Raw genomic sequence first — 26,438 nt, 5'->3', positions numbered from 1 at the left:
GCAGGCAATGCAGAAAAAACAAGGATTTACACTTAATCGGCGTGGTTTCCTCGTCCTTGCCGGAGGAGCGTTGGCACTGTCGGCAATGCCGTTGAACGAGGCTTTGGCTGCAAGCGACAACGATCCGACCGCGATTTTCAATGCGATCCGGAAGGCAAACGGCCTGCCGCTGATGGCGACGGATTCGAAGCTTGAGCAGGCCGCGCTTTATCAGGCCCGGCGTATGGCGAGCTACGGCAAGATCGGTCATAGCATCGGCTGGGGTAACGGTTTCGTCGCGCGGCTGCGGCAGGCCGGTATCCGCGGGCCCGCAGCGGAAAATGTGGCATCGGGACAGCGCGACACACAGGCTGTCTTCGACGCATGGATGAAATCGCCCGGCCATCGCAAGAACATGCTCGATCCGATCTTCGAGCATTATGGCCTCGCCTGGGCCACGCCCGAGAACAAGCCCACCTATATATATTGGGCGATGATGCTCGGACTGTAAGAACCTGTCCCAAAAGCCGCCATCTGTGGCTGCAAATGGCAATTTGTTGCAAGTTCCGGTGCTCGAAAATCACCATTTTCGCGCCCGCATGTCGCTTTTTGATCCAGCCTGTAACAGGCTTGTTTCTCCTGACAGTCCGCTGTCAGGAACTGCGACAATCCGGTGGCCGAATTGTCTGTCGTTTCGATTGATTCCAGAGTAGATCAATTCGATCAGAGGGAACACATTCGGGACAAGCATCATGGATCAGTCGCTGCAACGTGCTGGTGGCGTAACAAGGCCGTTCGACGTAACGCACCGGATGGTGATGCTGATCGCCATTCCCATGACGCTTGCCGCCATCACCACCCCGCTTCTGGGTCTTGTCGATATGGGCGTTGTTGGCCAGATGGGACAGGCCGAGCTGATCGGCGGTCTGGCGATTGGCGCGCTCGTCTTTGACTTTCTGCTGTCGATGTTCAATTTCCTGCGGTCCGGCACGACCGGGCTGGTGGCGCAGGCCGTGGGCGCCGAAGACGCCGTGGAAGAACAGGCCATCTTCTGGCGCGCCATCATCATCGCGGTTATTGCTGGCGGACTGATGATCCTTTGCCTGCCAATCATCATCGCCGTCTCTTCCACCTTCATGCATCCGACATCCGCCACGCAGGACGCGATGGCGACCTATGTGTCGATCCGCATGTTGTCGGCGCCGGTCGCGCTCATCAACTATTCGATACTGGGCCTCGTTCTGGGGCGGGGACAGGGTGTCGTCGGCCTTGCCCTTCAGGTGCTGCTCAACGGTATCAATATCGTGCTTTGCATCGTTCTCGGGCTGGAACTGGGCTGGGGCGTCACCGGCGTTGCCTGGGCGACGGTAACGGGCGAAACCGTTGCTGCGCTTGTCGGCATGTTCATCGTGTTGCGGCATTTCCGCAAGGACGCATCGCTGCGCCCCAACCGGGCACGGATATTTCAAAAGCAGGGAATCCTGCGCATGTTCGCGGTCAATCGCGATATCATGATCCGCTCATTCCTGCTTCTCACGGCCTTTGCGTTCTTTACGCGGGCAGGCGCGGACCTCGGCCCGGTTACGCTTGCGGCCAATGCCGTCCTGATGAACTTCTTCCTCGTCGCAGGCTTCTTCCTGGACGGCATGGCGGCTGCGGCCGAGCAGATTGTCGGTCGGTCGATCGGGGCGCGTTACAGCCCGGCCTTTGTGCGCGGGGCCAAGCTCACTTTCGTCTGGGGGCTGGTCATGGCGAGCATAGTCGCCTTTTTCCTGCTGGTGTTCGGCGATGCCATCATCGGCTTGCTGTCCAAGGCGGAAGACGTTCATGCCGAAGCCCTGAAATACCTCCCCTGGGCGGCGCTGACAGGCATAACCGGACTGCTGGCCTTCCATATGGATGGGGTCTATATCGGCGCCACATGGTCGCGCGACATGCGCAACATGATGTTTTTTTCGCTCGCATTTTTTCTGGCGGTTCTTTATGCGGCAAAGCCCGTGATGGGCAATCACGGGCTTTGGCTGGCGCTCAATCTGTTTCTGTCGATCCGTGGCGTCACGCTTCTGGCCATCTTGCCGCGCCGCTATCGTACGGAATTCATCGCCTGATTATGCGGGCAGATCGCGTCTGGCCCAGTCTTTGGTGTCCCGGTCGCGCAGTACCGCGATGTTGGCAACGCCCTCGCGTTTTACGGCGGCAGACAGGCCGCGCACGATTTCAGCAGGCAGGTTCGGCCCGCGATAGATCAGGCCCGTATAAAGCTGGACGAGATCTGCGCCTGCCTTGATCTTGGTCAGCGCCGTTTCGGCGCTATCCACACCGCCGACGCCGATCAGCGGCATGTCAGGACCGACACGCTCGCGCATGCGGGCGAGGACGATGGTGGAACGGTCGAAAAGCGGGGCGCCGGAGAGGCCGCCTGTCTCATCGCGGTTTTCGGCGCTTTTCAAGCCCGCGCGTGAAAGCGTGGTATTGGAAACAATGATGCCGTCCAGCTTCTGTTCGGTCGCCTCGGCGGCGATGTCGTCCAGTTCTTCATCCGCCAGATCGGGTGCGATCTTGAGGAAAACCGGACGCTTCAGCGTGCACATCTTGCCCTCTTCATTGCGGGCTTCGAGTACACGGCTCAACAATTCGCGCAAGGCTTCGCGTGCCTGAAGATTGCGCAGGCCCGGTGTGTTGGGCGAAGAGATATTGACCGTGAAATAGCGCGCAAGCTGGTAGAAACGCCGAATACCGGCAACATAATCGGCAATGCGGTCTTCCGCATCCTTGTTGGCGCCGATATTGACGCCCACGATGCCGCTCCTGCCTGCGCGCTGTGACAGGCGTTTGAACGCTGCGTCATGGCCCTCATTATTGAAGCCGAGGCGATTGATGACCGCCCTGTCATCCACGAGGCGGAAAATGCGCGGGCGCGGATTGCCGCTTTGCGGGCGCGGTGTGATTGTGCCGATTTCGGTAAAGCCGAAGCCGAGCTTCAACAGCGCATCCGGCACTTCGGCGTTCTTGTCATAGCCTGCCGCCATGCCGAGCGGGTTTGGAAACTGGAGGCCCGCAACCTTGACGGAAAGTGCCGGATCGTTCGGCGCGCCGCAGCTGACGAGGCCCGTCTTCAGGCCGGCGATGGAAAGGCCGTGCGCCTGTTCCGCATCGAAGGCAAAAAGGGCGCGTCGCCCCAGAGTTTCAAAAAGCCCGCCCATTAATCATCCAGCTCCGGAAAAATGTGAAGACCATCATTCCCCAGTGGCAAGGGGTCGACCTGCAAGACGGCTGCAAGCGGCAGCTCGCCGTAAAGATGAGGAAAGAGGGCTCCGCCGCGTGAAACTTCAAACTTCAATCCCGCGCCAAGTGCGGAAGCATTCACATGGATCAGAAGTAGATCCTGCTGGCCGGCGAAATGTTTGGCTGCCGTTTCCCGTACCTGTTTTGCAGTGGAAAAATGGATAAAGCCATCGGCGATATCAACCGGAGCCCCGGTAAAACTGCCAGCCTGTTCTGCTTGTGCCCAAAGGGTGCGCGGAGCGATCTTATAGATGATCTGAGTTGTCATGGCTGCTCTCTAGACCGAATTTCTTCGGAAATCAAAGTCCCGCATGTTCGATTTTCGTCGTAAACCTCCCATATGATGGGAACATCGGAAAGAGAAGCGGAAGGGAATTGCATTATGCCGAACAGAAAAACATGGATGGTCCGCAATCTGGCTGCTGTTGCACTTCTCGGTTCTGCGCTTGCCCCGGCCAATGCGCTTGCGCAGGAAAACGGGCGTTATCGGCTGGAAGGCACGGAATCCGGCTATATTCGTCTGGATACTAGAACCGGCGCTATTTCCACCTGCATAGAACAGCAGGGCCAATTCGTCTGCAAGATGGCGACGGAGGATCGCGAGGCCTATGAGAACGACATTGCCGACTTGCAGGATCGGGTGAAGAAGCTGGAGGATAAAGTTTCTGCCCTTGAAGGTAAGGGCGGCGCTGCTTCGGGCTTGCCCAGCGAACAGGAGTTCGAGCAATCCATGAGCTATATGGAGCGCTTCATGCGCCGCTTCATGGATATAGCAAAGAGTTTTGACAGCGAGCCGGAAAAACCGGGCAACGAGGCTGCACCGGGCGGCAGAACCTGAGAATGAAGGAAAAGGCGCCACAGGGCGCCTTTTCATCAAAGCATTTTCGAGCCAAAAGTGCGCAGCGGTTTTGCGTAGGATAATGCGACAAAACAAATAGATAGAGCGGTTCCGACGATTCCATTTAAACCGGAACCGCTCTAAAGCATTTCCGGTAAAAGTGCGCAGCGCCTACGCGAGGAAATCAGTCCACCCGATCTATTGAGCGAAACGCTTTGTCGCCTCGATCAGTTCATGGGTGATGCCGGGTTCCGTGACGGCGTGGCCTGCATCCTCGACGGTTCTGAGATCGGCTTCCGGCCACATCTTCTTGAGCTGCCAGGCATTGATGAACGGCGTGCAGACATCATAGCGCCCATGGATAATCACGCCGGGAATATGCCGGATGCGGTCCACATTGCGCAGAAGCTGATCGTCGGAATCGAGGAAGCCGCGGTTCTGGAAATAGTGGCATTCGATCCGCGCAAAGGCGATGGCGTATTGGTCTTCGCCAAATGCGTCCACGCGCGCCGGATCAGGCAGAAGTGAAATGACCGAGCCTTCCCAGCGCGCCCAGCGGCGTGCTGCTTCAAGCTGCACCTGCGGGTCACGATCGGTGAGGCGCTTGTAGTAAGCGGCGATCATGTCGCCGCGCTCGGCTTCGGGTATATGTTCCTGGTAAGCCTCGAAATGATCGGGAAAGAGAATGCTTGCCCCGTTGGAATACATCCAGTCGACTTCGAAACGGCGGATCATAAAAATGCCGCGCAGAACAAGCTCCGCTACCCGCTCCGGATGGGATTGCGCATAGGCAAGGCCGAGTGTCGACCCCCAGGAGCCGCCAAAGACCTGCCATTTATCAATGCCGAGATGCGCACGAATATGCTCCATATCCGCCACGAGATCCCAGGTCGTGTTTTCACGCAGTTCCGCATGCGGGGTCGAACGACCGCAGCCGCGCTGGTCGAACAGGATGATGCGGTAGCGCTCGGGGTCGTGCAGGCGGCGCATGGTGGGCGTGATGCCACCGCCAGGGCCGCCATGGATCATGATGACGGGCTTGCCGTTCGGATTGCCGCATTGTTCGACATGGATTCGATGCAGCGGAGAAACCTGAAGCATCTCTTCCTTGAACGGTTGGATTTCTGGATAAAGCGTATTGCGCGTCATGAAATGCCTTTTTGTTCCCTTCCAGTAAGTTGGCCGGGCTGCTCTTATGTTATTTTCGATGTTCAACCTAATATACAATGCGGCCAGATGGCGGCAATGAGGATTGTGAAAAGGGGTTAGCAACGTGAATTTTGGTTGCCCGAGCCAAAAAACGGCATAAAACGGAAAGGCTGGCTGATTGACCGGCACCGCGAGGGAGGAGACCTGAAACAATGGCGCGCGAGGCTCATGCATTTCATCATCGCTGACGATCATCCGCTTTTCCGGGGAGCACTGAGGCAGGTTCTTTCAGGACAGTCGCAGAGTGTTGAAATCATCGAAGTCGGCGATTTTGACGCCGTCAAGAAACTGGTGGGCGAACGAGAGGATATCGATCTCCTGCTGCTCGACTTGACGATGCCGGGCGGAACGGGGCTTTCCGGCCTGGTGACGTTGAAAGCCTTGCAGCCGGCGCTTCCGGTCATCATCGTTTCGGCGACGGATGATGCGGCGACGATCCGCCACGCGGTGGAACTTGGCGCCTCCGGCTTCATCTCGAAATCCGCCAGCATGGAAACGATCGGCGAGGCCGTGCATGCCGTTCTTGCGGGCGATATCTGGACACCGGCCGATATTGAACTGGACCATCCGCACGACCCGGAAATCGAGGCGCTCATCGCGCGGCTGCGCACATTGACGCCACAGCAGACGCGCGTGCTGACCATGTTGGCGGAAGGTTTGCTGAACAAGCAGATCGCTTATGAGCTTGGCGTATCGGAAGCCACGGTCAAGGCGCATGTGTCCGCAGTGTTGCAGAAACTGGGGGTCGACAGCCGCACCCAGGCGGTTATCCTGCTGTCGCGCATCGGAAATGATGCCCTGAACGCGGATTGAATGGCGACCGGTTATTGAGCCGCATGCTGCGCTGACTTATTGTCCTGCCGCGCATGATGGAAATGCGATAGAAGCGAGCGCAGCGCAGCCGGTCGAAGCGGCTTGTGCAGCACCGTGACATTTTCATCTTCGGCGCGCTGGCGGACCTCTTTCGAACGATCGGCTGTCAGCAGGATGGCCGGTATCTCGGCCTGAAACGCCTCGCGCGCAAAGCCGATCATATCCAGTCCGTTCTCATGCAGCAGATGATAGTCCGCGATGATCACGTCGGGAGGGCTGGCGTGGTCAGCGCAATGGTTCTTCAACGCCGTGCCATTGCGCAGGGTCGTTACGCGGCAGCCCCAGCCTCGAAGCAGCGTTTCCATGCCCGAAAGAATGCTGGCATCATTATCGATGCACAGAACATTGAGCCCGGTCAGTTCCAGCGCGCGTTGCAGGCCGCGGCGGCTTTTCACCTCATCGGCTGGCACTTTTTCCTGAGAAACAGGAATGCGCAGGGTGAACATGGTCCCCTTGCCGGGGGTCGATGACAGCGACAATGGCAGCGACAGCAGCCTCGCGATGCGGTCGACGATGGAAAGGCCGAGGCCAAGCCCCTCCGCTTCCCGCATTCCTTCATCGAGCCGCGTAAACTCCCGGAAGACGAGTTTCAGCTTTTGCGGAGGAATGCCGATGCCGGTATCGAGCACCTGCAATTCCACAAAGGAACCACGACGCCGGACGCCGAGCAGGATACCGCCCTTGCGGCTGTATTTGATCGAATTGGAAACAAGGTTCTGGATCAGGCGCCGCAGCATGTTGCGGTCGGTCTTGACGACGATGCTGGACGGCACAACGCGCAATTTCAACCCCTTGGCGGTGGCAAGCGGGGTGAAGTCGGTGGCAATCTGGCTCATCAGCCTGTCGAGGCGAAACACCGAGACGTCGGGCTTGAGCGATCCGGTATCCAGGCGCGAAATATCCAGCACCATGCCCAGGATGGCTTCCACGGCTTCCAGAGAGGAATCGATATTGCGGGCGAATTCGCTGGTTTCGGAACGCCCGAGTTTTTCGGCAAGCGCGGTGCTGTACAATCTTGCCGCATTGAGCGGTTGCAGAATGTCATGGCCCGCTGCCGCCAGAAATCGCGTCTTCCCCTGATTGGCTTCTTCCGCTGCCGTTTGAGCCTTGGCAAGCTGCTGGTTGACGCGGGTCAGTTCCGCGGTGCGGTCCGCCACGCGCTGCTCCAGCATTTCGGCTGCCTTCTGGCGTGTGACGTCGGCTTCGACGGCTGCGGTAATGTTGGTATAGGTCGCGACGATGCCGCCGTCCGGCATGGGATTGGATTGAATTTCCAGCACCTTGCCGGTCGATTTCATGTTGATGCGCCATGGCTGGCGCACGGCTGCGAGCGAGCGGATGACGCCGTTCTGGGCGTTGAACGATATGTCGCCGCGACGATGCAACTGCTCCACGATTTCCGAAACGGGTATGCCGACCTGCATCACCTCATCGGGCAAGTCGAGAAGCTTGCGGAACTGCCGGTTCCAGCATGTCAGCCTCAGATCCTTGTCGAAAACGGTAATGCCCTGTTCCATCTGGTCGAGGGCGGTTTGCAGCAGGTCGCGGTTCTGCTGCAAAGCGGTCGAGGCATCGTCGAGGAGCTGGCGCGCGTCACGCCCGGATGCATCGCTTTTCTGCAGGAGCAAGGATAGGACAAGGCGCGCAGAGGCGGAACCGACCGCCGTGCCGAGCAGCTGTTCCGCATAGCGGATCAGCGGCGTGTCGACGGTCATGCCGGGGTCGAGACGCCGTTGTTCCCTGCCTTCAAAGCGCAGGAAGGCGCGTTCGACACGTTCGGCACCGAGATAGCGCGCCATGGTGGCTTTCAGTTCGGCGACGGTCACAGTGGTGCGAAAGCGCTTGAGCGTGGGCGCGGCAATGAAATAACGCGGCAGGAAGATACTGGCCTGAATGCGTTCGAGCGGCGTTGAGGCACGCGAAAGAGAACCCAGAATGTAGAAGAGCGTATTGGCGGCAAGGCTCCATATGACGCCATTGGTCAACGGGAGGGCGTTGGTTCCAAAAAGCGCTTCAGGACGCAGCGCCGTAAAGCCAAGAAAGCCGTTTCGCAGAATGGCGGCATTTTCCGGCGCCATGGTTGGAAGCAGCAATGTGTAGGCCCAGACAAGAAATCCGGCGGATAATCCCAGCATGGCGCCGCGTCCATTCGCATTGCGCCAGAACAGCCCGCCGATGAGGGCGGGAACGAATTGCGCGATCGCCGCAAAGGAAACGAAGCCGATCGAAGCCAGATGGATATTGTTGGATGTAAAGCGATAATAGGCGAAGGCAAATGCCAGGATGCCGATGATGGTGAGGCGGCGTGTGTTCAGAATGACCTTGGTGAGGTCGCGCTGCTCTGCTGCATGTTGCTTTGCCAGCCGCCGGATGAAGAGCGGTAGCACCAGATGGTTGGAGATCATGATCGACAGCGCGACACAGGCGACGATGACCATTGCCGTTGCTGCCGACAATCCGCCGAGAAAGGCCACGAGCGCGAGCCAGTGGGCACCGGCTGCCAGCGGCAGGGCCAGGACATACAAGTCGCCGCTGACTTCGCCTCCGAGTGTCATCACGCCGATCAAGGCGATGGGAAACACGAAGATATTGATGAGGACGAGATAGAGCGGGAACAGCCAGGAAGCGGTGCGCAATTCCTTTTCGCTGCGGCTTTCCACGACTGTCACGTGGAACTGTCGCGGCAGCATGATGACGGCTGCGGCGCTCAGCGCGCTTTGCACGATCCATGTGCCGATGGAGGTCTGGTAATGGAAGGCTTCCAGCGCTTCCGGTGACTGGGATATCTGGCTGATGAGCTGCGATGGAGCGCCGAACAGGAAGAAGGTGCAGGCAAAGCCGACAGTCAGGAAGGCGCAAAGCTTGATGACCGATTCCAGCGCCACGGCCAGAATAAGGCCGTTCTGATGTTCCGTGGCGTCGGTATGGCGGGTGCCGAACAGGATCGCAAAGACGGCGAGCACGGCGGCAACCGGCAGGGAAATATCGCCGAACAGGAACACGGATGGGTCGACGGTTGCCCCATATTGTTCCATGACGAGCCCGACGCTCCCGGAAACGGCCTTGAGCTGCAGCGCGATATAGGGGATGGAGCCGACGGCTGCGATACAGGTTGCAAGCGAGGCGACGCCAAAACTTTTGCCGTAACGGGCCGCGAGAAAATCGGCAATCGAGGTGATGTGTTCGGATTTCGCCAGCCGCACGATATGCCGCAGCAGCCTGTTGCCGAGCGTGAAGACAAGAATAGGCCCGATATAGATGCCAAGGAACTCAAGGCCGCGCTGCGCCGACAGGCCGACAGAGCCGAAAAATGTCCAGGAGGTGCAGTAGACGGCCAGGCTGAGCGCATAGATATAGGGACGCGGAGCACTGTTCCAGCGCGAGGTGCGCCGGTCGCCGATGCTGGCCACCGCAAAGAGCAGCAGCAGATACAAAAAGGCTGCGCCAATAATACCCCAGCCCTGCATGGTCGGCTCGTTCCCTCACTCTTCAAGCATGATTTGACGCAAGCACTTTCGGCAGGTTCGCGCAAGATCAAAGCGCGCCTCACAAAAATCTTCTCCAGCAATCCAGGCGGAACGGGAGATGCTCTGACGATGAAAAACAGTGCGTTTTCGTCGTTTCATCTTTTCTTTGGTAATTTTCGCCTACAAACTAGAAGTGCGATCCTGAAAAGTGCGCGCCACTTTCGGGGACTGCATTTGAAATGGCAGAGTGTATTTCAGTTCCACTTTTGGAAAACGGCCTGCCATCCATTGCCAGTTTATCTGGTGCCCAGGTTGATTTGGCGAACGCCGCCGCAGCAGGACGGCCCCAGCGGTCCGCGTTCGTGAGGGAGACAGGTAATGCTCAAGGAATTCAAGGAATTCGCCCTGAAGGGCAATATGGTCGATCTGGCCATCGGTGTCATCATTGGCGGTGCGTTCGGCGGCCTCGTCAATTCCATCGTCAATGACATCATCATGCCGATCATCGGCCTGATCACCGGCGGTATCGACTTTTCGAACATGTTCATACAGCTGGCAGGTGAACCCAAGACCACACTGGCAGCCGCCCGCGAAGCCGGTGCGACCATCGCCTACGGCAATTTCGTTACGCTGCTTATCAACTTCCTGATCATCGCATGGGTATTGTTCCTTGTGGTGAAGGCAATGAACAGGCTGAAGAAGAAGGAAGAGGCAAAGCCGGAACCGGAAGCACCGCGCGAAGAGGTTCTTTTGACCGAAATCCGCGATCTTCTGGCCAAGCAGAAGGCCTGACCGGTCCAATACTGTCGAATGGAAGCGGGGCCTTGCGGCCCCGTTCTCTTTTGATCCATAAATGCGCGTGATCGGACCATCACAAAAAGCCGCGTGATTTCGTGAACGCGCCTTGGTAAGCACGAAATCAAAATCAAATGCAGCGCGGGGAAATCATGACGCTCATAGCCAATCTTCGTCGGGAAGCAGCCCTTTCACCGGAAAGCGGGATTGTGGCGGTCGCCAATCACGGGCGCGGGCGTGAAGGGCTTATTCCGCTTTGGGTGGGCGAGGGCGATCTTCCCACGCCGGATTTCATTCGCGCCGCCGCCCAGAAAGCCATCTGCGACGGCGAGACCTTCTATACATGGCAGGCAGGCATTCCCGAACTGCGGCAGGCACTGGCCCGCTATCACGCCCGCCATTTTCCGCTGCCCCTGAAACCGGAGAACTTCTATGTCACCGGTTCCGGCATGCATGCCATTGAAATGGCGCTGACTGCAACCGTGGGTGCAGGCGAAGAGGCGATATATCTTTCGCCGGCCTGGCCCAATTTCGTTGGCGCGACAGGTCTTGCGGGCGCTGTTCCGGTTCCGGTCGAACTGGAATTCGGCGCCAATGGCTGGATGCTTGATCCGGAGAAGATTGCAACCGCCATTACGCCGCGCACGAGGGCGCTCTTCATCAATACGCCATCCAATCCCACCGGCTGGACGGCGGATCGGGAAACATTGCAATTCATTCTCGATCTTGCGCGCAAGCATGGTCTCTGGATCATTGCCGATGAGATTTATGCCCATTTTTATTATGGTGGCGGCCGCGCTCCGTCCTTCATGGATATCATGGAGCCGGATGATCGCATCATCTTCGTCAATTCGTTTTCCAAGAACTGGGCGATGACGGGCTGGCGTATCGGCTGGATGACGGTGCATCCGTCACTCGGGCCGGTCATTGAAAATCTGATCCAGTATTCGAATTCAGGCGTCGCGCAATTCATGCAGCGTGGCGCCGTCACCGCGCTTGACGAGGGCGATGCCTTCATTGCGATGCAGGTTGAACGGGCGCGTTCCACACGCGATCGCCTCTGCGCCGCGCTGTTGTCGACGGGCCGTGTTCGCCTGACGCCGCCACAGGGCGCATTTTATCTGTTCTTCGGTGTGGATGGTGTGAGGGATTCCGTCAGGGCGGCCATCGATATGGTGGACAATGCCAATGTGGGGCTCGCGCCCGGCAGCGCCTTCGGCCGCGGTGGCGAAGGTTTCTTCCGCCTCTGTTTCTGCCGGAATCCGGAACAGGTGGATGAGGCCGCAGAGCGGCTGGTGCACTGGATTGAAAGAGCGTGATTAAAATAGGCCGGTGAGACCGGCCTATTTTATTGAAGAATTCGCGAGACTTTCAGCCGCCTGCCTTGGCAACCATCAGCGGGATGACACGCTCGGAGTTTGCGGGTTCACAAACCGTGCGCTCCGCATAAGGAATGCCGAGTGTGTTCCACACTTCCAGCAAAGCGTCCCTCAGACCGTCGATCAGGGCGTCGTCATGCAGTGGCGACGGCGTGATGCGCAATCTTTCGGTGCCGCGCGGAACGGTCGGGTAATTGATCGGCTGGATATAGATGCCATGAACTTCAAGCAGGCGGTCGCTGGCCTTTTTGCAAAGTTCAGGATCACCAACCAGAATGGGCACGATATGCGTTTGCGACGGCATGACGGGGAAGCCGGCTGCGGAAAGCACATCCTTGGCGCGTTGCGCCTGGCGCTGCTGGCCGTCGCGTTCGACCTGCGAGGTCTTCAGATGCCGGATTGCAGCCGTTGCAGCAGCCGCGATGGCTGGCGGCAGCGACGTCGTAAAGATGAAGCCCGCTGCATAGGAGCGCACGGCATCGATAATCGCGCGCGAGCCGGTAATGTAGCCGCCGAGAGCGCCGAAAGCCTTGGCAAGCGTTCCTTCGATAATGTCGATACGGTGCGCCAGACCATCGCGTTCGGTGATGCCGCCGCCGCGCGCGCCATACATGCCGACCGCATGAACCTCGTCGATATAGGTCATGGCATTATATTTGTCCGCCAGATCGGCAATTTTCTCGATTGGCGCGATGTCGCCATCCATCGAATAGACGGATTCGAACACGATCAGCTTTGCACGCGCCGGATCGGCTGCCTTCAAAAGCTGTTCCAGATGCTCGACGTCATTGTGACGGAAAATCTTCTTCTCCGCGCCCGAACGACGCACGCCTTCGATCATCGAGGCATGGTTCAGCTCGTCGGAAAGGATGAGACAGTTCGGCAGCAGGCGCGCAATCGTGGAAATCGAGGCTTCATTGGAAACAAAGCCCGATGTGAAGACGAGACCGGCTTCCTTGCCGTGCAGGTCTGCAAGTTCGTTTTCCAGTTCGACCAGCGGATGATTATTGCCGGAAATATTGCGCGTGCCGCCCGAGCCCGACCCGGCATTGCCAGCCGTGTCGCACATAGCCTTGATGACATCGGCGTGATGGCCCATGCCAAGATAATCATTGGAACACCAGACGGTGATCTCACGGGCAGTGCCATTGTTACGCCAGATAGCTCGGGGGAAGCGTCCGACAATACGTTCAAGATCTGCAAAAACGCGGTAACGCTTCTCGGCGTGCAACTGGTCGATCGCTTCTTCGAAAAACCGGCGATAGTCCATAATGCGCTCCTTGGTCTGTACCCTAACTAGCGCTTTTGGCACTGGCCGTCCACCGCGCATTGTTGACAATTTGCCACGTTCGCGTGAAGCATCATTGATCGAAATCAAGTAAATAGGCCGGACCCCTCAAAAGAGTGGGAGCAATTTTCATCACAAAGCGTATCGCAACATATCGCAGAGTGATCGGCTTTGTCACAGAGTTGCTTGAATAGGGCGCAACACATCGCCTGCGGGGATTTTCTACAGTCATGAAGAAGACCGGCCCCCTATATGAAACCAACACAAACGGCGATGAATTACCCGGCCTCGAAAGTGGGGGATTGGGATGCCTATTGGCGCGCATCACCGTTGCGACATCTGCGCCAGCGCTTGCGTCACGTGCAGCTCTCGGTTCCCAACCGGAAGAACAAGGCAGAGCTGATTGCCGCTTCCGGACGTTTTGAGGCCTTGTGGCCGGACGATCTGCCGCTTGTCTGCGTGGTGCGCAATGCGGCGCCTTACATGAAATCTTTCCTGCGTTACTATCGCCAGATGGGCGTGACGCGCTTCCTCGTCGTGGACGATCGGTCAGATGACGGCACGACAGATATTCTGTCAGGCGCGCCCGATGTGGACCTGTTCGGCTCCAATGTGCGTTACGCACAGGCTGACCGGGGGCGTGCGTGGCGTGATGCCCTGTTCGATCTTTACGGGCGGGGGCGCTGGTATCTGTCGGTGGATGCGGACGAGTTTTTTGTGTTTCCGAGGATGGAGCAGCGGGATATTCACTCCTTTATCAGGGAGCTTGAACACAGTGGAATTCGCCGGTGCCTGGCGCCAATGATCGACATGTATCCCGGTGGCCTGTTGCGTGATGGCGCCTTTCTCGATGATGGGACGAAATATCCCTTTGAGGTTTCCTCGCATTTTGACGGTGACGGCTATACGGCAACGCCGGAGAGGTTTGGCGTGGCCGTGCGTGGCGGGCCGCGCCTGCGCCTGTTCGGCCGCAGCATGCGGCTTTCCAAATTTCCGCTGATATGGGTCGACGGAAAGACGGATTATCGACGGGGCAGCATTCATGGGCCGGGGCCGTGCTTCCGGAATTTCCTTCCGGCGACCGGCGCGCTGCTCCATTACCGCTTCTCGTCGCTTTCAGTGGGCGAGTTCAAGCGCATCGCAGCGGAACAGAGCCACGCTGGCAATGCGGAACATTACAGGGCCATTGTCGAGAACGAGCGGTTTTCAGACGATCTGTCGCTCGTCTATGAAGGCTCGGTCCGGTACACAGGCCCCGCTTGCCTTGTCGAACGCGGCTTTATGGCCGATCTGCGCGAAGCCACACCACGGCTAAAAGCATTTTCGAGCCAAAAGTGTGAACGCCTACGCGGGGAAATCAGTCCGCTGGACTGATTTCTGATCCCGCTTCGATGCGTGAGAAAATGCGACAAGACAAATAGTTGGAGTGGTTCCGGCGATTCTGTTGGAACGGGAACCGTTCTAACGCGTAAAAGTCTTCCGCAGAAATTGCAGCAGAATATCATTGCGCCGGATGGTGAGGCGCGGAATGCCGAACGGATCGTCATTCGCCCGCGCCCGGCGTTTTTCTGTCGTGGTCGCGTTTGTATAACCGGCCGCTTCAACGATCTTGCGCGTCACCGCGTTTTCTCCGCCGTAAGGATAGGCAAAGGACGTCACTTCACTGCCAAGCAGGTCTTCGATCATGATCCGCGACTGGTGGATTTGCGCTGTGGCTTCCTGCTCGGTTGCATCCGGCAGGAAGATATGGTCGAGCGTATGGGATCCCACCTCATGGCCAAGGGCGGCCCATTCGCGCAATTCGGCGACGCTCATGCAGTTGGCGCGCGCAACGCCGATCTTCTGGTCCCAGAGATTGAAACCGCCGATCTGGTTGGCCACGAAATAATTGGTGGCCGTGAAACCGAACTCCTGCAGCACGGGCAAGGCGTTGCGGAAAACATTCTCAAAACCGTCGTCAAAGGTAATGACAGCGACTTTTCCCTGTTTGCCGCCATAAATGTAAGGCATGGCATCCCGTACCGACAGGCCGCGATAACCCAGCCGTTTCAGCCAGGTCATCTGCTGGCGAAAACGATCCGGATGCACGGTCATGCTGCGATAGGGCGCGCGATGCTTCGGCGGTACGTCAATCTGGTGATAAAGAAGAATCGGAACGGGCAAAGGGACCTCAAATAGTTGCGCGCGAGCGCGATTTTATCTTCCAGCGATAAAGCGGGCGCAGGATTTCGCGTTTCAGCTTGTCAGGCAGGGACCGCGATTTCTGAATCGTGCTTCCGCCAAGTTTTACCGAAATTTCCTTCACGCCGCCAGGCAGAACAGACAGCGGTTTAAGCCCAGTGACCCAGTTCATTTGCGCTGTGGTGTCGACCGGGCGATCGAAAACTTCTGTTGCCGACAGCAACCGTCGTGCAGCGTCGCGCCCGACAAGCTGCGCCACCATGCCAAGGCCAACCGGAACCGGCTCGATGATCCGCAATGTTTCGGTGGCCAGCACTGGGCGTCCGTTCTCCCGCTCGCGGAAAGGAAAACGGATGAAGCTGTCCACCTTGAGCACAGTACAGGCCGCAGCATAGGCTGCGGCAAATTCCGCAGTCAGTTCGACATCGTCTTCCAGCACGAGGCCGGCATCCAGCCCCTGATCGACAATGGCCTGCCAGGCTTTTCGATGCGAAAGAAAACAGGCAATCTCATTGGTGCCGAGCGCAAATGGATAGCGGGGCCTGTGGACCGACCGCCGGTAAACGCGGCTGATGGTTTGCGCGTCCAGCGTGCGCCCGTCAACGGCGCTCACCACTTCCGTCTCAACAGGCAGCTTGCGGATAAGTTCCTCGACCTGTGGCTGCCGGTCGCGGGCACGCTCCAGATGAATGATGAAAGCCTTGACGGCCCCGTGCGGGCCGCCATTGGGAAAGATGTCAGGACGCGTTTCGTTCATGCCCCCTGTTTACCCTGGAGCGCGCGAAAAAGCTCCAGGAATTTTGCGGATCAGACCGGCCTCCAGCCTGGCTCGACGCTGTTGGCCTCCGCGTGCCACAAATCGGCATAGTCGACATGCTGCCAATCCTTGAACCAGGGGCCGCCGCGCGTATAGTGCACGGCTTTCGGCAATCCGGTTTGCGGCTTCTCGTTCCAGCCTTCCAGCCAGTTGTAATCCGTTGGCAGGGCACCGATTTCATCGTCGCCAGCCCATTGCATGCGGTGCAGATAAGCACCGGTTTCGCGATTGATGAGCTCCGGCGTCAGCTTGCGTGTGGAAGGATGCCCGCAATTGAACAACATGCAGGAAGACCAGTTCTTGCGCGGATAGCTGGTCTGCACCTTGCCATCCATCTTGACGCTGTCCTTGGGTTGATAATCGTGCTGAACGCAATAAACGGCCTTTGAAGGATCATTATAGGATTGCAGGTCGGCAATATCGCCAAGAAACAGAAAGTCGCAATCGCAGAAAAGTGCCCACCCCTCATAGCCTGCAAGCCATGGCGTGAAAAAACGCGAATAGGTAAATTCCGTGGATGCCAGCGGATCGACCGCGCGGGTATAGACGCCTTGGTCGACAAGGTCCTGCAACTTTATGGGCATGATCTCCAGCGGGACCGAGGAATGCTTCAGTGCGGATGCTTTGGCGACTTCATAGGCGATGGGTTCACGAGAATCCCATCCGATGAAAATGCGTAAAGGTTCACTCATTCAAAAGCTCCTCCCAATGAGTTTGTGTCTGATTGCCCCACGTTTTCTGTTGGAAACTAGGAAAATGTGCGGGATCAGTGGATTATGCTGATCCGCCCGGATTGCACTTTGTGTTCAACCCAGCTGCGCTCGTCCGCCCAGCTGTGGCGTTTCCACCCCTCCCAGGTGAAGCCGCAGATTTTCACGTCCCAGCCGTCCTCCGGACAGTTCCCGAGCATATACCAGATGCCAAAAAAGCCGGTGCTCGGAAAGACTTTGCTAATATTCTCTTCGGTCACGCCCAGTTCCGTGCAACCGGCCAGATAGAACTGGGGCGGCATGATGCAGATTTTCTTGCCTGCGGAGCCGACGATTTCGATGGTTTGCATTGTCCAGTCACGGCGCCGTCCCTTGAGGCGGGAAAGAATGTTCGGGCGAGGGTGATACTTGCGGATGATGCTGGGGTGATAGACAAGCATCACCTCCTCGGCCGCCTTGAAAGTCGGTGTCTGTACGAAGCCCGGATCGCGGAGGCGGCGCTGCATGGGCTTGCTGGAGGTTGCCAGCATCAGGATGTCGGTGCGGGTGCCGCTCATGCCGATGGATTGTTTGGGTTCATTGAAGCGAACGACAAAATCCGCGGCATCCACTTCGGCGGAAAGATTGCGCGGCAAGGGTGCGTTGCCGACGATAACCAGTGTTTTTTTCATGCACTCCAACTCTAATTAGAATGGACCATGGCCGCTTCCGGCATAGCAGGCTTATCTAAATTAGAATTGCACAATGATTAAAAAATAGGGAGTATTTATTTGGGTGGGTAGGAAATCCGGGGCAGGATTCTTCTGCCGTCACGGCAGCCATGGCCGGAAACAGGCCGTCATTCAACGTCTTGCCCGCGAAGGCACGTTCATATGCGCAGGCAAGACCGTTCCCGTTTCGGGAGCCGGTCCTGTCTGATATGCAAGCCCTGGAAAATTTACACGTCACCCGGCTTCTTGAAGCGGATGTGGATATTGTCGCCCGCGAGGTCGAAGCCTGCATAATTGCGCTGAAAGGCAATGAGCGCGTCATTGACGCCCTTCGAATAGTCGTCTTCCTGCACGTCGATATGATGCCGGTAGATGATCCTGTCATCCTTATAGAATATAACCTGACCTTCCATCATAGCCTCCTCCTGATGAAGTGCGGAACAATGTTCCGCACATGGGCCAGTGGCTGAAAATGGCCCAATGGCTGAAAGGGTGCCGACGGCACGTATCCAGTCGGTATATCTATGGGAGATAGGCGATGTGGCGGGCGTTTCAAGACGCGCCGGTCCCCGCGCTCAGCGCCAGCCATGCGCGCGCGGCGTGAGACAGGAATGCGCCTTTTCGCCAGATCAGCGCCAGATGCCAGTTCACATCCGCACCCTTGATCCTGTGGATGCGCACGCCCGGATGGTGCCGCTGTTCCGCAATCATCCTCGGCAGGAAGCCGATGCCCATGCCCGCCGCAACAAGCTCGACGATGAAATCAATCTGGCTGGAGCGAACCGCAACATTTGGGGCGAAGCCATGCGAACGGCATGCATTGAGAATAATATGGTTGAGCGCAAAGCCGCTTTCGAAAAGAATGAACGGCAGGCTGGCGATATCCTGGAGCGAAACGCCGTCACCTTGCGCCATCGCGTGGTCGGACGGAAGGAGCGCCACGACCGGTTCGCACCGCACGTCCTGCCATTCGAAACTGTCTCCGACGGGTAGGAGCGAAGCTGCAAGCTCGACATCCCCGGCAAGCAGCATTTCCTCGAGCCGTCTGCTGCCGTGCTCGACCAGCTGAATGTCGATCTCGGGATAAAGCTTCGTATAGGCGGCAAAAACAGGCGCGAAAAGCACGCTGGACCCGATCGGTGGCAGGCCGAGTTTCAGGAGGCCGCGCTTGAGGCCGCGCAGCTCGTCCAGTTCGGCCAGCATGTCGTCCTTTTCCGCCAGCATCGCGATCGCGCGGCGAAAGACAATCTCGCCGGCCGAGGTCAGGCGGGAGGGAGAAATGTCGCGGTCCAGCAGAACCAGCCCCAATTCATCCTCAAGCTGCCTGACCGCCTTGCTGACGGTCGACTGGGTCGCGTTGATGGTTTTTGCGGCGGCGGAAAAACCGCCTTGCCGCACCACTTCGACAAAGGCCTGGAAGCTGCGCAAATTCATGAGCTATTCTATTACGGAATAGCTGCAATGAAATCAATTCATTTCTAGAATAGAGACGGAGAGCCTATATTCATCGGTGAAAATGCACCACGCCCATTGGAAAAGCCCATGAACGCCCACAGCCTCCTGATCCGGTTTCGTTACGCCCTGCATCACAGCCGCCTGATGCAGATCGCGACGCTGGTTGGCTTCTGGCTGGCGGGCGAGCTTTTCGTTCGCCTCGTCGGCCTGCCCCTTCCGGGCGGCATTGTCGGCATGGCGCTGGTGCTGGCCCTGCTTTTGAGCGGCCGTATCAGCCTGTTCAGCATGAAGCGCGGCGCGGAATGGTTTCTGGCGGAGATGCTGCTCTTCTTCGTTCCCGCGGTGCTTGCCGTGCTCGATCATCAGGAGCTGATGGGTCTGCTTGGCCTCAAAATCATGGCTGTGATTTTGCTGGGCACATTGACGGTCATGAGCGTCACCGCATTGACGGTCGATCTCTGCTACCGCTGGAGCCTGCGTTATGTCGCTCGGTAATCCGCTTGTGGCGACGCTCTTCTGGTCTGCCGCGACGATCCTGCTTTATCTGGCTGCCAAGCGCGTCTATCGCCGCTTTCCCCTGTGGTGGCTGACGCCGCTTGCCGTCACGCCCCTGCTGCTGATGGCGCTGGTCATCGGGCTCAACCAGAACTATCGCGGCTATTTCAGCGCCACCCACTGGCTGGTTGCGCTTCTCGGACCTGCAACGGTGGCTTTTGCCATCCCGATTTACCAGCAGCGCGCAACGATCCGCCGCTATTGGCCGGTGCTTCTGGCCGGCGTGGTCGTTGGAAGTTCTTCCGCCATGGCGTCGGCGTGGGGGCTGGCGCATCTATTGGGTCTCAATGAAGCAATCAGCCTCAGCCTGATGCCGCGCTCGATGAGCACGCCCTTTGCGATGACTGTCTCGGGCGATATTGGCGGTACACCCGATCTGACCGCGATCTTTGTGGTGCTGACCGGCGTGTTCGGTGCGGCGCTTGGTGAAGTCATGCTCAACTGGCTGCCGATCCGCTCGGCACTGGCGCGCGGCGCTCTTTTCGGCATGGGCGCGCATGGCGCGGGCGTGGCCAAGGCGCATCAGATCGGCAACGAGGAGGGCTCGATCGCGGGGCTGGTCATGGTGCTGGTCGGCCTGGTGAATGTGCTTGCCGCACCCTTGATAGTCCATTTTCTGTAAGCGCCTGATTTTCAAGGATGAGTCTGCTTCTTGCCCGAGCGTCAGCGTCTTTGCATAACTGATATGCATTAATGGCCGTTGCTGCGGAGAAGGGCGCCAGATAGATATCACTTCATCGAGTTCACTCCTCCTCCCAGAACTCGATAAGGAATACGGCACTCCTCCTCCCAAGCCGTATTCAAGATCAGGCCGCGCATCCTCCTCCCGCGCGGCCTTTTTCTTTTTCTGTCCTCCCCAATCCCACGCTGTTGGCCCTCACGCATTGACAATGCGTAACCGCGCAGCCCCATAGGCAAGCCTCGTCATCTGCTCTATCTGTGGCACAGGTTGCGAACCGGGGAGACAGTGTCCATGACAAGCGGCATCCACCACATCACCCTCATCACCCGCAAAGTGCAGGCGAATGTCGATTTCTATGTCGGCTTTCTGGGACTGCGTCTCGTCAAGCAGACGGGTGGTTTCGAGGATGCCGAGCAGCTCCACCTGTTCTATGGCGACCGTTCCGGCACGCCTGGATCGCTTGTCACGTTTCTGGTGTGGGAGGATGGTTCCAGGGGACGTATCGGCCACGGGCAGGTCAGTGAAATTGCCCTTGCCATTGATCGCACCGCCATCGGTTTCTGGCTGGAGCGCGCCTTGCGCTATCATGTGCCGTTCGAAGGCCCGGTTCAGGAGTTTGGCGAGCCTGTCTTGCGCCTGCGCGATCCCGACGGCGTGATCGTCAAGCTGGTTGGCTGCGATCTTGCCGCCAATGATGCATGGGAAAGCGAAGGCATTCCCGCAGCTTTCGCGGTCCGGCGCCTGCGTGCGGCAACCATTTTGTCCGAAACGCCGGAACAGACAGCCGGTTTTATCGAGCGCTATTTCGGTTTCAGACCTTCTGCGAAAGAAGGGGCGATAGATCGTCTTCTGTCCGATTCGGGCGATGCCATCGATGTGCGCGATGCAGGCGGCTTCTGGCCGGGCATTCCCGGTACGGGGATTGCCGATCATGTGGCTTTCCGTGCCGCCGATGTCGGCGAAGTGGAAAAGGCGGAGAAGGAACTGTCGAAACTCAATTCCAGCGCCGTCAATGTGCACGACCGCAAATATTTCACATCGCTCTATGTCCGCGAGCCGGGCGGGACGCTGTTTGAATTTGCAACCGATGCGCCGGGCTTCGCAATAGACGAGCCGGTTGAAAAGCTTGGCCAGTTCCTGTTCGTGCCGCCGGGCAATGAGGAAAAGGCGGATGCTGTCCGAGCGCGCATGCCGCAATTCGCCCTGCCGGGCGAGGAGCGCGTCATCTATCGCGACCTGCCTTTCGTCCATCGGATACACCAGCCCGAAGACCCGGATGGCACGACGCTGGTGCTTTTGCACGGCACCGGCGGCAATGAAAACGATCTGATGCCCTTCGCCCGCAAGGCCGCGCCCCGAGCGACGCTTCTGGGCGTGCGCGGACGCAGCACGGAAGAAGGCATCCAGCGCTGGTTCCGCCGCTTCGACCTGAAAAAGTTCGATCAGGCCGACATCCGGTTTGAAGCAGAGGCATTCGAGGCCTTTGTGGAAGGGGCCGCCGCCGCTTATGGCATCGATCTGCACCGGACGGCCTTTATCGGGAATTCCAACGGCGCCAATCTGCTGGCGGCTTTCATGCGTCTCCACCCGCATGTGGTTCGCACGGCAATTCTTCTGCGCGGTCAGGAGGTTCTGGAGGAGCAGCCCGATGGCACAGACCTGTCGGATGCGTCAATCCTCCTGATGAATGGCGCTTCCGATCCTTTTGGCGATGGGAAGGGAACATTGGAAAAAGCCCTGAAAGAGGATGGGGCCGCACTCACCGTCAGCACGGTCGAGGCCGGTCATGCGCTTATAGACGAAGATATCCGCATCGCGGGCGACTGGCTTCGGGACAAGCTATGAATGAAAAGGGCTGCGGAGAACGCCGCAGCCCTTATACCTGATTAAACCCTTGCGGCGATTGAGCCTTTTCAGGGCGCGGATAGCTTTGGCATCTGGGCACCCTGATTTGATTGTATTAATCAAGCGGTTTCAGGTTCCGCTCGATGGCTTCGCGCTTTCCTTCGAGGAAAGGTGGAAGCGACAGGCTTTCGCCGAGACTTTCGAGCGGTTCATCGACGGCAAAGCCGGGGCCATCGGTCGCGATTTCGAACAGGATGCCATTCGGCTCGCGGAAGTAGAGCGAGCGGAAATAATAGCGTTCGACTTCGCCGCTTGACGGCATGCGCACGGAGCGCAGGCGGTCCACCCATTCCTGCATGCTTTCCTGATCCGGTGTGCGGAAGGCGACGTGGTGAACCGCACCCGCGCCCTGCCATGCGGTTGGCAGGTTGGGCTGTACCGCGACATGCAGTTCGGCTGCGGCACCGCCCGGCCCCATGGAGAACACATGGACGTGACCTTCGCCATCGGGCGAAACATAGTCGCCGGTCTGGCGCATGTTCATGACCTTTTCCAGGATGATCCGGGTTGGCGCCAGTTCGGGAACACTGAGCGTAATCGGCCCGAGGCCCCGGATCTGTCGCTCGGCGGGAACGGGGCTTCGGCTCCAGCTATGCGCTTCGCCAGCGCCACCATCATCGGTCAGGCGCAGGCGCTGTCCTTCCGGGTCCTCGAAGTCGAGAGCGGCCCGTCCGGCAACGTCGAAAATATCCCCGGTCTTGATGCCTTTGTCATTCAGGTGCTTTCGCCACCATTCGAGGCTTTCGATCCCGTTCACACGCAATCCGGTGCGGGCGACGCTATTGGTGCCGCGTTGTTCGCGCTGTACCGGCCAGTCGAAAAAGGTGATGTCGGTGCCGGGCGATGCCAGCCCGTCTGCATAGAACAGATGGTAGGCGCTGGTGTCGTCCTGATTGACGGTCTTCTTGACGAGCCGAAGCCCCAGCGTGTCGGTATAGAAGCGCCGGTTGCCGGGCGCATCGGCGGTAATGGCTGTCAGATGGTGCAGCCCTGTCAGTTCCAATGCCATATTGTGCCTCCTTCGGAAACGGAGTTGCTGTTGGCAGCTATATCGGTCAGGGCTGGTCGTGATGAAAGGACTACGTGTTGAACAGTGTGTAACCCATAAGCCGCAATCGTCCCGTGTTCCGATGGTGGTGGATAATTGGGGCTTGGCACGGCCTTGCACGTAAAGAATATATTAACCCTCAAAATTCGGGTGTATAGGGCGTGGATGGCGTTGGCATCCGGGCGCTCTGGCGTGGACTGGTGGCGTAGCGTTGAGGGAGTTTGATTTTGCGGCGCATTTTTTCTCGGACAGCTCCTGCATTGCTGGTTCTGATGCCTTTGCTTGCCGGATGCGCCAGTCGGCCTGAAGGCGTGCTCATCCCCGTCGGCGATGTCGCGTCTCCCGGTACCACCAAGGTCGACCTTGTCGTGGCAACCACGCGCCGCCCATCGGACAAACCGGGCATATTGTTCTCCGGCGAGCGTGACGAGCTTGTGTCGCTCAACGATATTGTGGTGTCCATTCCTCCGGAAAAAAACCGCAAGGCGGGTGAGGTGCAGTGGCCGAAGAAGCTGCCGCCCAATCCGCAGACAGATTTTGCCACCGTCAGCGTGACACCGCTCAAGACCGATGTGGAAATGGCGGGTTGGGTTCGTCCGCACCTCACCAAGAGCCGCCGCGTGATGGTGTTCGTGCACGGCTTCAACAATACGTTTGAGGATTCCGTCTATCGCTTTGCCCAGATCGTGCATGATTCCGGTGCCGATGTTGCACCGGTGATCTTCACCTGGCCGTCGCGCGCCAGCGTGTTCGATTACAATTACGACAAGGAAAGCACCAACTATTCCCGCGATGCGCTGGAGCAGATTCTGCGCGCCATCGCGCGTGAGCCGGAGGTCAAGGACATTACCGTCATGGCCCACTCGATGGGAAGCTGGCTGACGGTCGAGGCTCTGCGCCAGATGGCGATCCGCGATGGCCGCGTGAATGCCAAGATCACGGATGTCATTCTGGCGTCCCCCGATCTCGACGTCGATGTGTTCTCGAAACAGTTTCTGGCGATGGGCAAGCAGCATCCGCGTTTCACCCTGTTCACGTCGCGGGACGACAGGGCGCTCGCCTTGTCGCGGCGCATTTCCGGCAATATCGACCGGTTGGGCCAGATCGATCCGTCCATCGAACCCTATCGTTCAGAACTGGAAAAATCAGGCATCACCGTGATCGACCTGACGGAACTCAAGGCCGGAGATCGCCTCAACCACGGCAAGTTTGCATCCAGCCCGCAAGTCGTGCAGCTGATCGGCCAGCGCCTTGTCGCGGGCCAGACGATTACGGATTCGCAGGTCGGCCTCGGCGATCGTCTGGGCGCGGTGGCAATCGGTACGGCGCAGGGCGTCGGCACGGCAGCCTCGCTGGTGGTCACAGCGCCGATTGCCGTGTTCGATCCGAACACCAGAAAAACCTATGACGAGCAGATCGACCGCTTCGGCCGTGCTGTCGGCAATACGGTTGGCGCGGTGACGATCCCGACGCAGTAAGCACCTGGAGTTGTCATATTTAAGCTGACGCTGTAGGACTCGCGGCCAGAAAATTCGGGCCGCGAGGAGGACCTCATGCAGATCATCCGCACCATCGAGGAATTGCGTCAGGCTTTGGCGCCCGCAAGACGGGCCGGAAAACGCATCGGCTTCGTGCCGACCATGGGCTATCTCCATAAAGGCCATCTGGAACTGGTGCACCGTTCGAAGGCGGACAATGATGTGACCGTCGTGTCCATTTTCGTCAATCCGCTGCAATTCGGCGCCAATGAAGACCTCGACAAATATCCGCGCGATCTGGACCGCGATGCGGCTTTGCTGCGCGGGGCGCGTGTCGATTATCTCTTCGCGCCGGCAGTGAGCGACATGTATCCGCGCCCGATGCAGACGGTGGTGGACGTGCCCGCGCTTGGCAACCAGATGGAAGGCGAGGCCCGCCCCGGCCATTTTGCCGGTGTTGCGACGGTGGTGAGCAAGCTCTTCAATATTGTCGGGCCGGATACGGCCTATTTCGGCGAAAAGGATTTTCAGCAGCTCGTCATCATCCGCCGCATGGCGGAGGACATGGCCATTCCGGTGCGGGTGGTCGGTGTCGAAACGGTGCGGGAAGATGACGGCCTCGCCTGTTCGTCCCGCAATGTCTATCTGACGCCGGAACAGCGGGCCGCCGCCATCATCGTGCCGAAGGCGCTCGACGAGGCCGAACGGCTTTATCGCTCCGGCATGGATGATCCCGACGCGCTGGAGGCGGCAATTCGTGCCTTCATTGCAACCGAACCGCTGGCGACGCCGGAGGTGGTGGCGCTGCGCGATCCCGATACACTGGAACGCGTGACGGCGGTGCAGGGGCGTCCGGTTCTGGTGGCGCTGTTCGTGCGGCTTGGCACGACGCGGCTTCTCGATAATCGTGTCATTGCGCATGTCGCGCAGGAACGGGCGGCCTGAGATGAGCGCGCCCGTCAAGCAGAAGCGACTGACGCCCAAGGCTATCTCGGCCCTGAAGGGCGAGCGCCCGATTGTCAGCCTGACCGCCTATACGACGCCGATTGCGCGTCTGCTCGATCCGCATTGCGACCTTTTGCTGGTGGGCGACTCGCTCGGCATGGTGCTTTACGGCATGGATTCCACGCTTGCCGTGACGCTGGACATGATGATCGCCCACGGGCAGGCGGTGATGCGCGGGGCGGAGACGGCCTGTGTCATTGTCGATATGCCGTTCGGTTCCTATCAGGAATCGAAGGAGCAGGCATTCCGCAATGCCGCCCGCGTGATGCAGGAAACCGGCTGCGACGGCGTCAAGCTTGAAGGCGGCGAGGAAATGGCCGAAACGGTCGCATTTCTCGTCCGGCGCGGTATTCCCGTGTTCGGCCATGTCGGCCTGATGCCGCAACAGGTCAATACGGTCGGCGGCTTTCGCTCGCTCGGGCGCGGCGACGAGGAGGCCGACCGCATTCGCCGCGATGCGCAGGCCATTGCCGAGGCAGGCGCGTTTGCGCTGGTCATTGAAGGCACGGTGGAGCCGCTGGCGCGCGCAATCACCGCGTCGCTTGCCATTCCGACGGTCGGTATCGGGGCTTCGGCCGCCTGCGACGGGCAGATACTGGTTTCGGACGATATGCTGGGGCTGTTTCAGGATTTCACGCCGCGCTTTGTGAAGCGTTTTGCGCATTTGGCGCCGCAGGTGTCCGATGCGGCGAAAGCCTATGCCGAGGAGGTGCGGGCGCGCACATTTCCGGGGCCGGAACATATTTTCGGCGCGAAACCGAAAACTTAATCCCTAAATT

Annotated in this window: 27 protein-coding genes; 15 read left to right on the top strand and 12 right to left on the bottom strand. The window is 58.7% G+C overall.

Features of this window, described 5'->3' with window-relative positions; all coding sequences use genetic code 11:
* Positions 1-7: 7 nt before the first annotated feature.
* Positions 8-490 carry a CAP domain-containing protein gene (locus AVM02_RS07700; protein WP_411506383.1) on the top strand — a complete coding sequence of 161 codons (483 nt, stop codon included), beginning with the start codon at positions 8-10 and terminating at the stop codon, positions 488-490.
* 241 nt (positions 491-731) lie between these two features.
* A complete protein-coding gene (locus AVM02_RS07695; RefSeq protein WP_411506382.1) occupies positions 732-2,087 on the top strand; it encodes an MATE family efflux transporter in 1,356 nt (451 codons plus the stop codon).
* Here the strand turns inward: AVM02_RS07695 and AVM02_RS07690 are convergent, their stop codons facing one another.
* Positions 2,088-3,182 (bottom strand): quinone-dependent dihydroorotate dehydrogenase, encoded by a 1,095-nt coding sequence (locus AVM02_RS07690; RefSeq protein ID WP_411506381.1) that lies wholly within the window; start codon positions 3,180-3,182, stop codon positions 2,088-2,090.
* A complete protein-coding gene (locus AVM02_RS07685; protein ID WP_411506380.1) occupies positions 3,182-3,532 on the bottom strand; it encodes a DUF952 domain-containing protein in 351 nt (116 codons plus the stop codon). The genes AVM02_RS07690 and AVM02_RS07685 overlap by 1 nt, the downstream gene beginning before the upstream one ends.
* Before the next feature lie 114 nt (positions 3,533-3,646).
* Between AVM02_RS07685 and AVM02_RS07680 the strand changes: the two genes are divergently transcribed.
* Positions 3,647-4,102 carry a hypothetical protein gene (locus AVM02_RS07680; protein ID WP_411506379.1) on the top strand — a complete coding sequence of 152 codons (456 nt, stop codon included), beginning with the start codon at positions 3,647-3,649 and terminating at the stop codon, positions 4,100-4,102.
* A gap of 198 nt (positions 4,103-4,300) precedes the next feature.
* On the opposite strand, the gene pip is transcribed toward AVM02_RS07680, so the two are convergent.
* Complete coding sequence (gene pip, locus AVM02_RS07675) at positions 4,301-5,251, bottom strand: prolyl aminopeptidase (protein WP_411506378.1); 951 nt, start codon at positions 5,249-5,251, stop codon at positions 4,301-4,303.
* A gap of 228 nt (positions 5,252-5,479) precedes the next feature.
* On the opposite strand from pip, the gene AVM02_RS07670 reads away from it, so the two are divergent.
* Complete coding sequence (locus AVM02_RS07670) at positions 5,480-6,124, top strand: response regulator (protein ID WP_411506377.1); 645 nt, start codon at positions 5,480-5,482, stop codon at positions 6,122-6,124.
* Positions 6,125-6,135: 11 nt separating this feature from the next.
* Here AVM02_RS07670 and AVM02_RS07665 read toward each other — a convergent pair whose 3' ends face one another.
* Positions 6,136-9,651: a NahK/ErcS family hybrid sensor histidine kinase/response regulator gene (locus tag AVM02_RS07665; protein ID WP_411506376.1), complete on the bottom strand. Its 3,516-nt coding sequence runs from the start codon at positions 9,649-9,651 to the stop codon at positions 6,136-6,138.
* Between the two features lie 33 nt (positions 9,652-9,684).
* On the opposite strand from AVM02_RS07665, the gene AVM02_RS07660 reads away from it, so the two are divergent.
* From AVM02_RS07660 to AVM02_RS07650, 3 genes are all read left to right on the top strand, one after another.
* Positions 9,685-10,017 carry a hypothetical protein gene (locus tag AVM02_RS07660; protein WP_411506375.1) on the top strand — a complete coding sequence of 111 codons (333 nt, stop codon included), beginning with the start codon at positions 9,685-9,687 and terminating at the stop codon, positions 10,015-10,017.
* Between the two features lie 12 nt (positions 10,018-10,029).
* Complete coding sequence (mscL, locus tag AVM02_RS07655; protein ID WP_411506374.1) at positions 10,030-10,443, top strand: large conductance mechanosensitive channel protein MscL; 414 nt, start codon at positions 10,030-10,032, stop codon at positions 10,441-10,443.
* A 155-nt stretch (positions 10,444-10,598) separates the two neighbouring features.
* Positions 10,599-11,765, top strand: coding sequence for a pyridoxal phosphate-dependent aminotransferase (locus tag AVM02_RS07650; protein ID WP_411506373.1), 1,167 nt, complete (start codon positions 10,599-10,601; stop codon positions 11,763-11,765).
* Between the two features lie 52 nt (positions 11,766-11,817).
* On the opposite strand, the gene hemA is transcribed toward AVM02_RS07650, so the two are convergent.
* On the bottom strand, positions 11,818-13,095 hold the full coding sequence (gene hemA, locus AVM02_RS07645; protein WP_411506372.1) for a 5-aminolevulinate synthase: 1,278 nt from the start codon (positions 13,093-13,095) through the stop codon (positions 11,818-11,820).
* A 270-nt stretch (positions 13,096-13,365) separates the two neighbouring features.
* Here hemA and AVM02_RS07640 point away from each other — a divergent pair, with 270 nt between their 5' ends.
* Positions 13,366-14,487 (top strand): glycosyltransferase family 2 protein, encoded by a 1,122-nt coding sequence (locus AVM02_RS07640; RefSeq protein ID WP_411506371.1) that lies wholly within the window; start codon positions 13,366-13,368, stop codon positions 14,485-14,487.
* A gap of 87 nt (positions 14,488-14,574) precedes the next feature.
* Here the strand turns inward: AVM02_RS07640 and AVM02_RS07635 are convergent, their stop codons facing one another.
* The 4 genes from AVM02_RS07635 to AVM02_RS07620 all read right to left on the bottom strand — a co-directional run bounded on the left by AVM02_RS07635 (position 14,575) and on the right by AVM02_RS07620 (position 17,492).
* Positions 14,575-15,276 carry a polysaccharide deacetylase family protein gene (locus tag AVM02_RS07635; protein WP_411506370.1) on the bottom strand — a complete coding sequence of 234 codons (702 nt, stop codon included), beginning with the start codon at positions 15,274-15,276 and terminating at the stop codon, positions 14,575-14,577.
* A 7-nt stretch (positions 15,277-15,283) separates the two neighbouring features.
* Entirely contained in the window at positions 15,284-16,051 is a 768-nt protein-coding gene (locus tag AVM02_RS07630) for a glycosyltransferase family 25 protein (protein WP_411506369.1), read from the bottom strand.
* A gap of 50 nt (positions 16,052-16,101) precedes the next feature.
* On the bottom strand, positions 16,102-16,803 hold the full coding sequence (locus tag AVM02_RS07625; RefSeq protein ID WP_411506368.1) for a glycosyltransferase: 702 nt from the start codon (positions 16,801-16,803) through the stop codon (positions 16,102-16,104).
* A 74-nt stretch (positions 16,804-16,877) separates the two neighbouring features.
* Positions 16,878-17,492 carry a glycosyltransferase family 29 protein gene (locus AVM02_RS07620; protein WP_411506367.1) on the bottom strand — a complete coding sequence of 205 codons (615 nt, stop codon included), beginning with the start codon at positions 17,490-17,492 and terminating at the stop codon, positions 16,878-16,880.
* Between the two features lie 103 nt (positions 17,493-17,595).
* On the opposite strand from AVM02_RS07620, the gene AVM02_RS07615 reads away from it, so the two are divergent.
* The gene (locus AVM02_RS07615) at positions 17,596-17,739 is read left to right on the top strand and encodes a hypothetical protein (protein WP_411506366.1); all 144 of its coding nucleotides are present in this window, start codon (positions 17,596-17,598) and stop codon (positions 17,737-17,739) included.
* A gap of 19 nt (positions 17,740-17,758) precedes the next feature.
* Here the strand turns inward: AVM02_RS07615 and AVM02_RS07610 are convergent, their stop codons facing one another.
* Complete coding sequence (locus tag AVM02_RS07610; RefSeq protein ID WP_122000634.1) at positions 17,759-17,944, bottom strand: hypothetical protein; 186 nt, start codon at positions 17,942-17,944, stop codon at positions 17,759-17,761.
* Positions 17,945-18,083: 139 nt separating this feature from the next.
* The gene (locus AVM02_RS07605) at positions 18,084-18,965 is read right to left on the bottom strand and encodes a LysR family transcriptional regulator (RefSeq protein ID WP_411506365.1); all 882 of its coding nucleotides are present in this window, start codon (positions 18,963-18,965) and stop codon (positions 18,084-18,086) included.
* A 108-nt stretch (positions 18,966-19,073) separates the two neighbouring features.
* Between AVM02_RS07605 and AVM02_RS07600 the strand changes: the two genes are divergently transcribed.
* The 3 genes from AVM02_RS07600 (at position 19,074) to AVM02_RS07590 (ending at position 22,068) form a co-directional block, all read left to right on the top strand.
* Complete coding sequence (locus tag AVM02_RS07600) at positions 19,074-19,481, top strand: CidA/LrgA family protein (protein WP_411506364.1); 408 nt, start codon at positions 19,074-19,076, stop codon at positions 19,479-19,481.
* Positions 19,468-20,163 carry an LrgB family protein gene (locus tag AVM02_RS07595; RefSeq protein ID WP_411506363.1) on the top strand — a complete coding sequence of 232 codons (696 nt, stop codon included), beginning with the start codon at positions 19,468-19,470 and terminating at the stop codon, positions 20,161-20,163. The genes AVM02_RS07600 and AVM02_RS07595 overlap by 14 nt, the downstream gene beginning before the upstream one ends.
* A gap of 351 nt (positions 20,164-20,514) precedes the next feature.
* Entirely contained in the window at positions 20,515-22,068 is a 1,554-nt protein-coding gene (locus AVM02_RS07590; RefSeq protein ID WP_411506362.1) for a VOC family protein, read from the top strand.
* Between the two features lie 115 nt (positions 22,069-22,183).
* Here the strand turns inward: AVM02_RS07590 and AVM02_RS07585 are convergent, their stop codons facing one another.
* Positions 22,184-23,137 (bottom strand): ring-cleaving dioxygenase, encoded by a 954-nt coding sequence (locus AVM02_RS07585; RefSeq protein ID WP_411506361.1) that lies wholly within the window; start codon positions 23,135-23,137, stop codon positions 22,184-22,186.
* A gap of 260 nt (positions 23,138-23,397) precedes the next feature.
* Here AVM02_RS07585 and AVM02_RS07580 point away from each other — a divergent pair, with 260 nt between their 5' ends.
* The 3 genes from AVM02_RS07580 to panB all read left to right on the top strand — a co-directional run bounded on the left by AVM02_RS07580 (position 23,398) and on the right by panB (position 26,428).
* Complete coding sequence (locus tag AVM02_RS07580; RefSeq protein WP_411506360.1) at positions 23,398-24,654, top strand: alpha/beta hydrolase; 1,257 nt, start codon at positions 23,398-23,400, stop codon at positions 24,652-24,654.
* A gap of 75 nt (positions 24,655-24,729) precedes the next feature.
* A complete protein-coding gene (panC, locus tag AVM02_RS07575; protein ID WP_411506359.1) occupies positions 24,730-25,599 on the top strand; it encodes a pantoate--beta-alanine ligase in 870 nt (289 codons plus the stop codon).
* Between the two features lies 1 nt (position 25,600).
* Positions 25,601-26,428, top strand: coding sequence for a 3-methyl-2-oxobutanoate hydroxymethyltransferase (gene panB / locus AVM02_RS07570; RefSeq protein WP_411506358.1), 828 nt, complete (start codon positions 25,601-25,603; stop codon positions 26,426-26,428).
* The last annotated feature ends 10 nt before the right edge of the window (positions 26,429-26,438 follow it).

The sequence above is a fragment of the Brucella anthropi genome, assembly GCF_046630315.1.
Lineage (GTDB): Bacteria > Pseudomonadota > Alphaproteobacteria > Rhizobiales > Rhizobiaceae > Brucella > Brucella anthropi_A.
The sequence above is the reverse complement of the archived record's forward strand: the minus strand, read 5'-3'. Positions and strand labels throughout refer to the sequence as shown.

What these genes read in the sequence shown, in the direction of transcription:
- panB (WP_411506358.1), top strand. Translation starts at nt 25,601, where the DNA reads ATGAGCGCGCCCGTCAAGCAGAAGCGACTGACGCCCAAGGCTATCTCG.
- AVM02_RS07685 (WP_411506380.1), bottom strand. Translation starts at nt 3,532, where the DNA reads ATGACAACTCAGATCATCTATAAGATCGCTCCGCGCACCCTTTGGGCA.
- AVM02_RS07625 (WP_411506368.1), bottom strand. Translation starts at nt 16,803, where the DNA reads ATGAGTGAACCTTTACGCATTTTCATCGGATGGGATTCTCGTGAACCC.
- AVM02_RS07605 (WP_411506365.1), bottom strand. Translation starts at nt 18,965, where the DNA reads ATGAATTTGCGCAGCTTCCAGGCCTTTGTCGAAGTGGTGCGGCAAGGC.
- AVM02_RS07680 (WP_411506379.1), top strand. Translation starts at nt 3,647, where the DNA reads ATGCCGAACAGAAAAACATGGATGGTCCGCAATCTGGCTGCTGTTGCA.
- AVM02_RS07620 (WP_411506367.1), bottom strand. Translation starts at nt 17,492, where the DNA reads ATGAAAAAAACACTGGTTATCGTCGGCAACGCACCCTTGCCGCGCAAT.
- AVM02_RS07700 (WP_411506383.1), top strand. Translation starts at nt 8, where the DNA reads ATGCAGAAAAAACAAGGATTTACACTTAATCGGCGTGGTTTCCTCGTC.
- AVM02_RS07630 (WP_411506369.1), bottom strand. Translation starts at nt 16,051, where the DNA reads ATGAACGAAACGCGTCCTGACATCTTTCCCAATGGCGGCCCGCACGGG.
- pip (WP_411506378.1), bottom strand. Translation starts at nt 5,251, where the DNA reads ATGACGCGCAATACGCTTTATCCAGAAATCCAACCGTTCAAGGAAGAG.
- AVM02_RS07585 (WP_411506361.1), bottom strand. Translation starts at nt 23,137, where the DNA reads ATGGCATTGGAACTGACAGGGCTGCACCATCTGACAGCCATTACCGCC.
- AVM02_RS07695 (WP_411506382.1), top strand. Translation starts at nt 732, where the DNA reads ATGGATCAGTCGCTGCAACGTGCTGGTGGCGTAACAAGGCCGTTCGAC.
- AVM02_RS07650 (WP_411506373.1), top strand. Translation starts at nt 10,599, where the DNA reads ATGACGCTCATAGCCAATCTTCGTCGGGAAGCAGCCCTTTCACCGGAA.
- panC (WP_411506359.1), top strand. Translation starts at nt 24,730, where the DNA reads ATGCAGATCATCCGCACCATCGAGGAATTGCGTCAGGCTTTGGCGCCC.
- AVM02_RS07690 (WP_411506381.1), bottom strand. Translation starts at nt 3,182, where the DNA reads ATGGGCGGGCTTTTTGAAACTCTGGGGCGACGCGCCCTTTTTGCCTTC.
- hemA (WP_411506372.1), bottom strand. Translation starts at nt 13,095, where the DNA reads ATGGACTATCGCCGGTTTTTCGAAGAAGCGATCGACCAGTTGCACGCC.
- AVM02_RS07640 (WP_411506371.1), top strand. Translation starts at nt 13,366, where the DNA reads ATGAAACCAACACAAACGGCGATGAATTACCCGGCCTCGAAAGTGGGG.
- AVM02_RS07600 (WP_411506364.1), top strand. Translation starts at nt 19,074, where the DNA reads ATGAACGCCCACAGCCTCCTGATCCGGTTTCGTTACGCCCTGCATCAC.
- mscL (WP_411506374.1), top strand. Translation starts at nt 10,030, where the DNA reads ATGCTCAAGGAATTCAAGGAATTCGCCCTGAAGGGCAATATGGTCGAT.
- AVM02_RS07665 (WP_411506376.1), bottom strand. Translation starts at nt 9,651, where the DNA reads ATGCAGGGCTGGGGTATTATTGGCGCAGCCTTTTTGTATCTGCTGCTG.
- AVM02_RS07610 (WP_122000634.1), bottom strand. Translation starts at nt 17,944, where the DNA reads ATGGAAGGTCAGGTTATATTCTATAAGGATGACAGGATCATCTACCGG.
- AVM02_RS07590 (WP_411506362.1), top strand. Translation starts at nt 20,515, where the DNA reads ATGACAAGCGGCATCCACCACATCACCCTCATCACCCGCAAAGTGCAG.
- AVM02_RS07670 (WP_411506377.1), top strand. Translation starts at nt 5,480, where the DNA reads ATGCATTTCATCATCGCTGACGATCATCCGCTTTTCCGGGGAGCACTG.
- AVM02_RS07595 (WP_411506363.1), top strand. Translation starts at nt 19,468, where the DNA reads ATGTCGCTCGGTAATCCGCTTGTGGCGACGCTCTTCTGGTCTGCCGCG.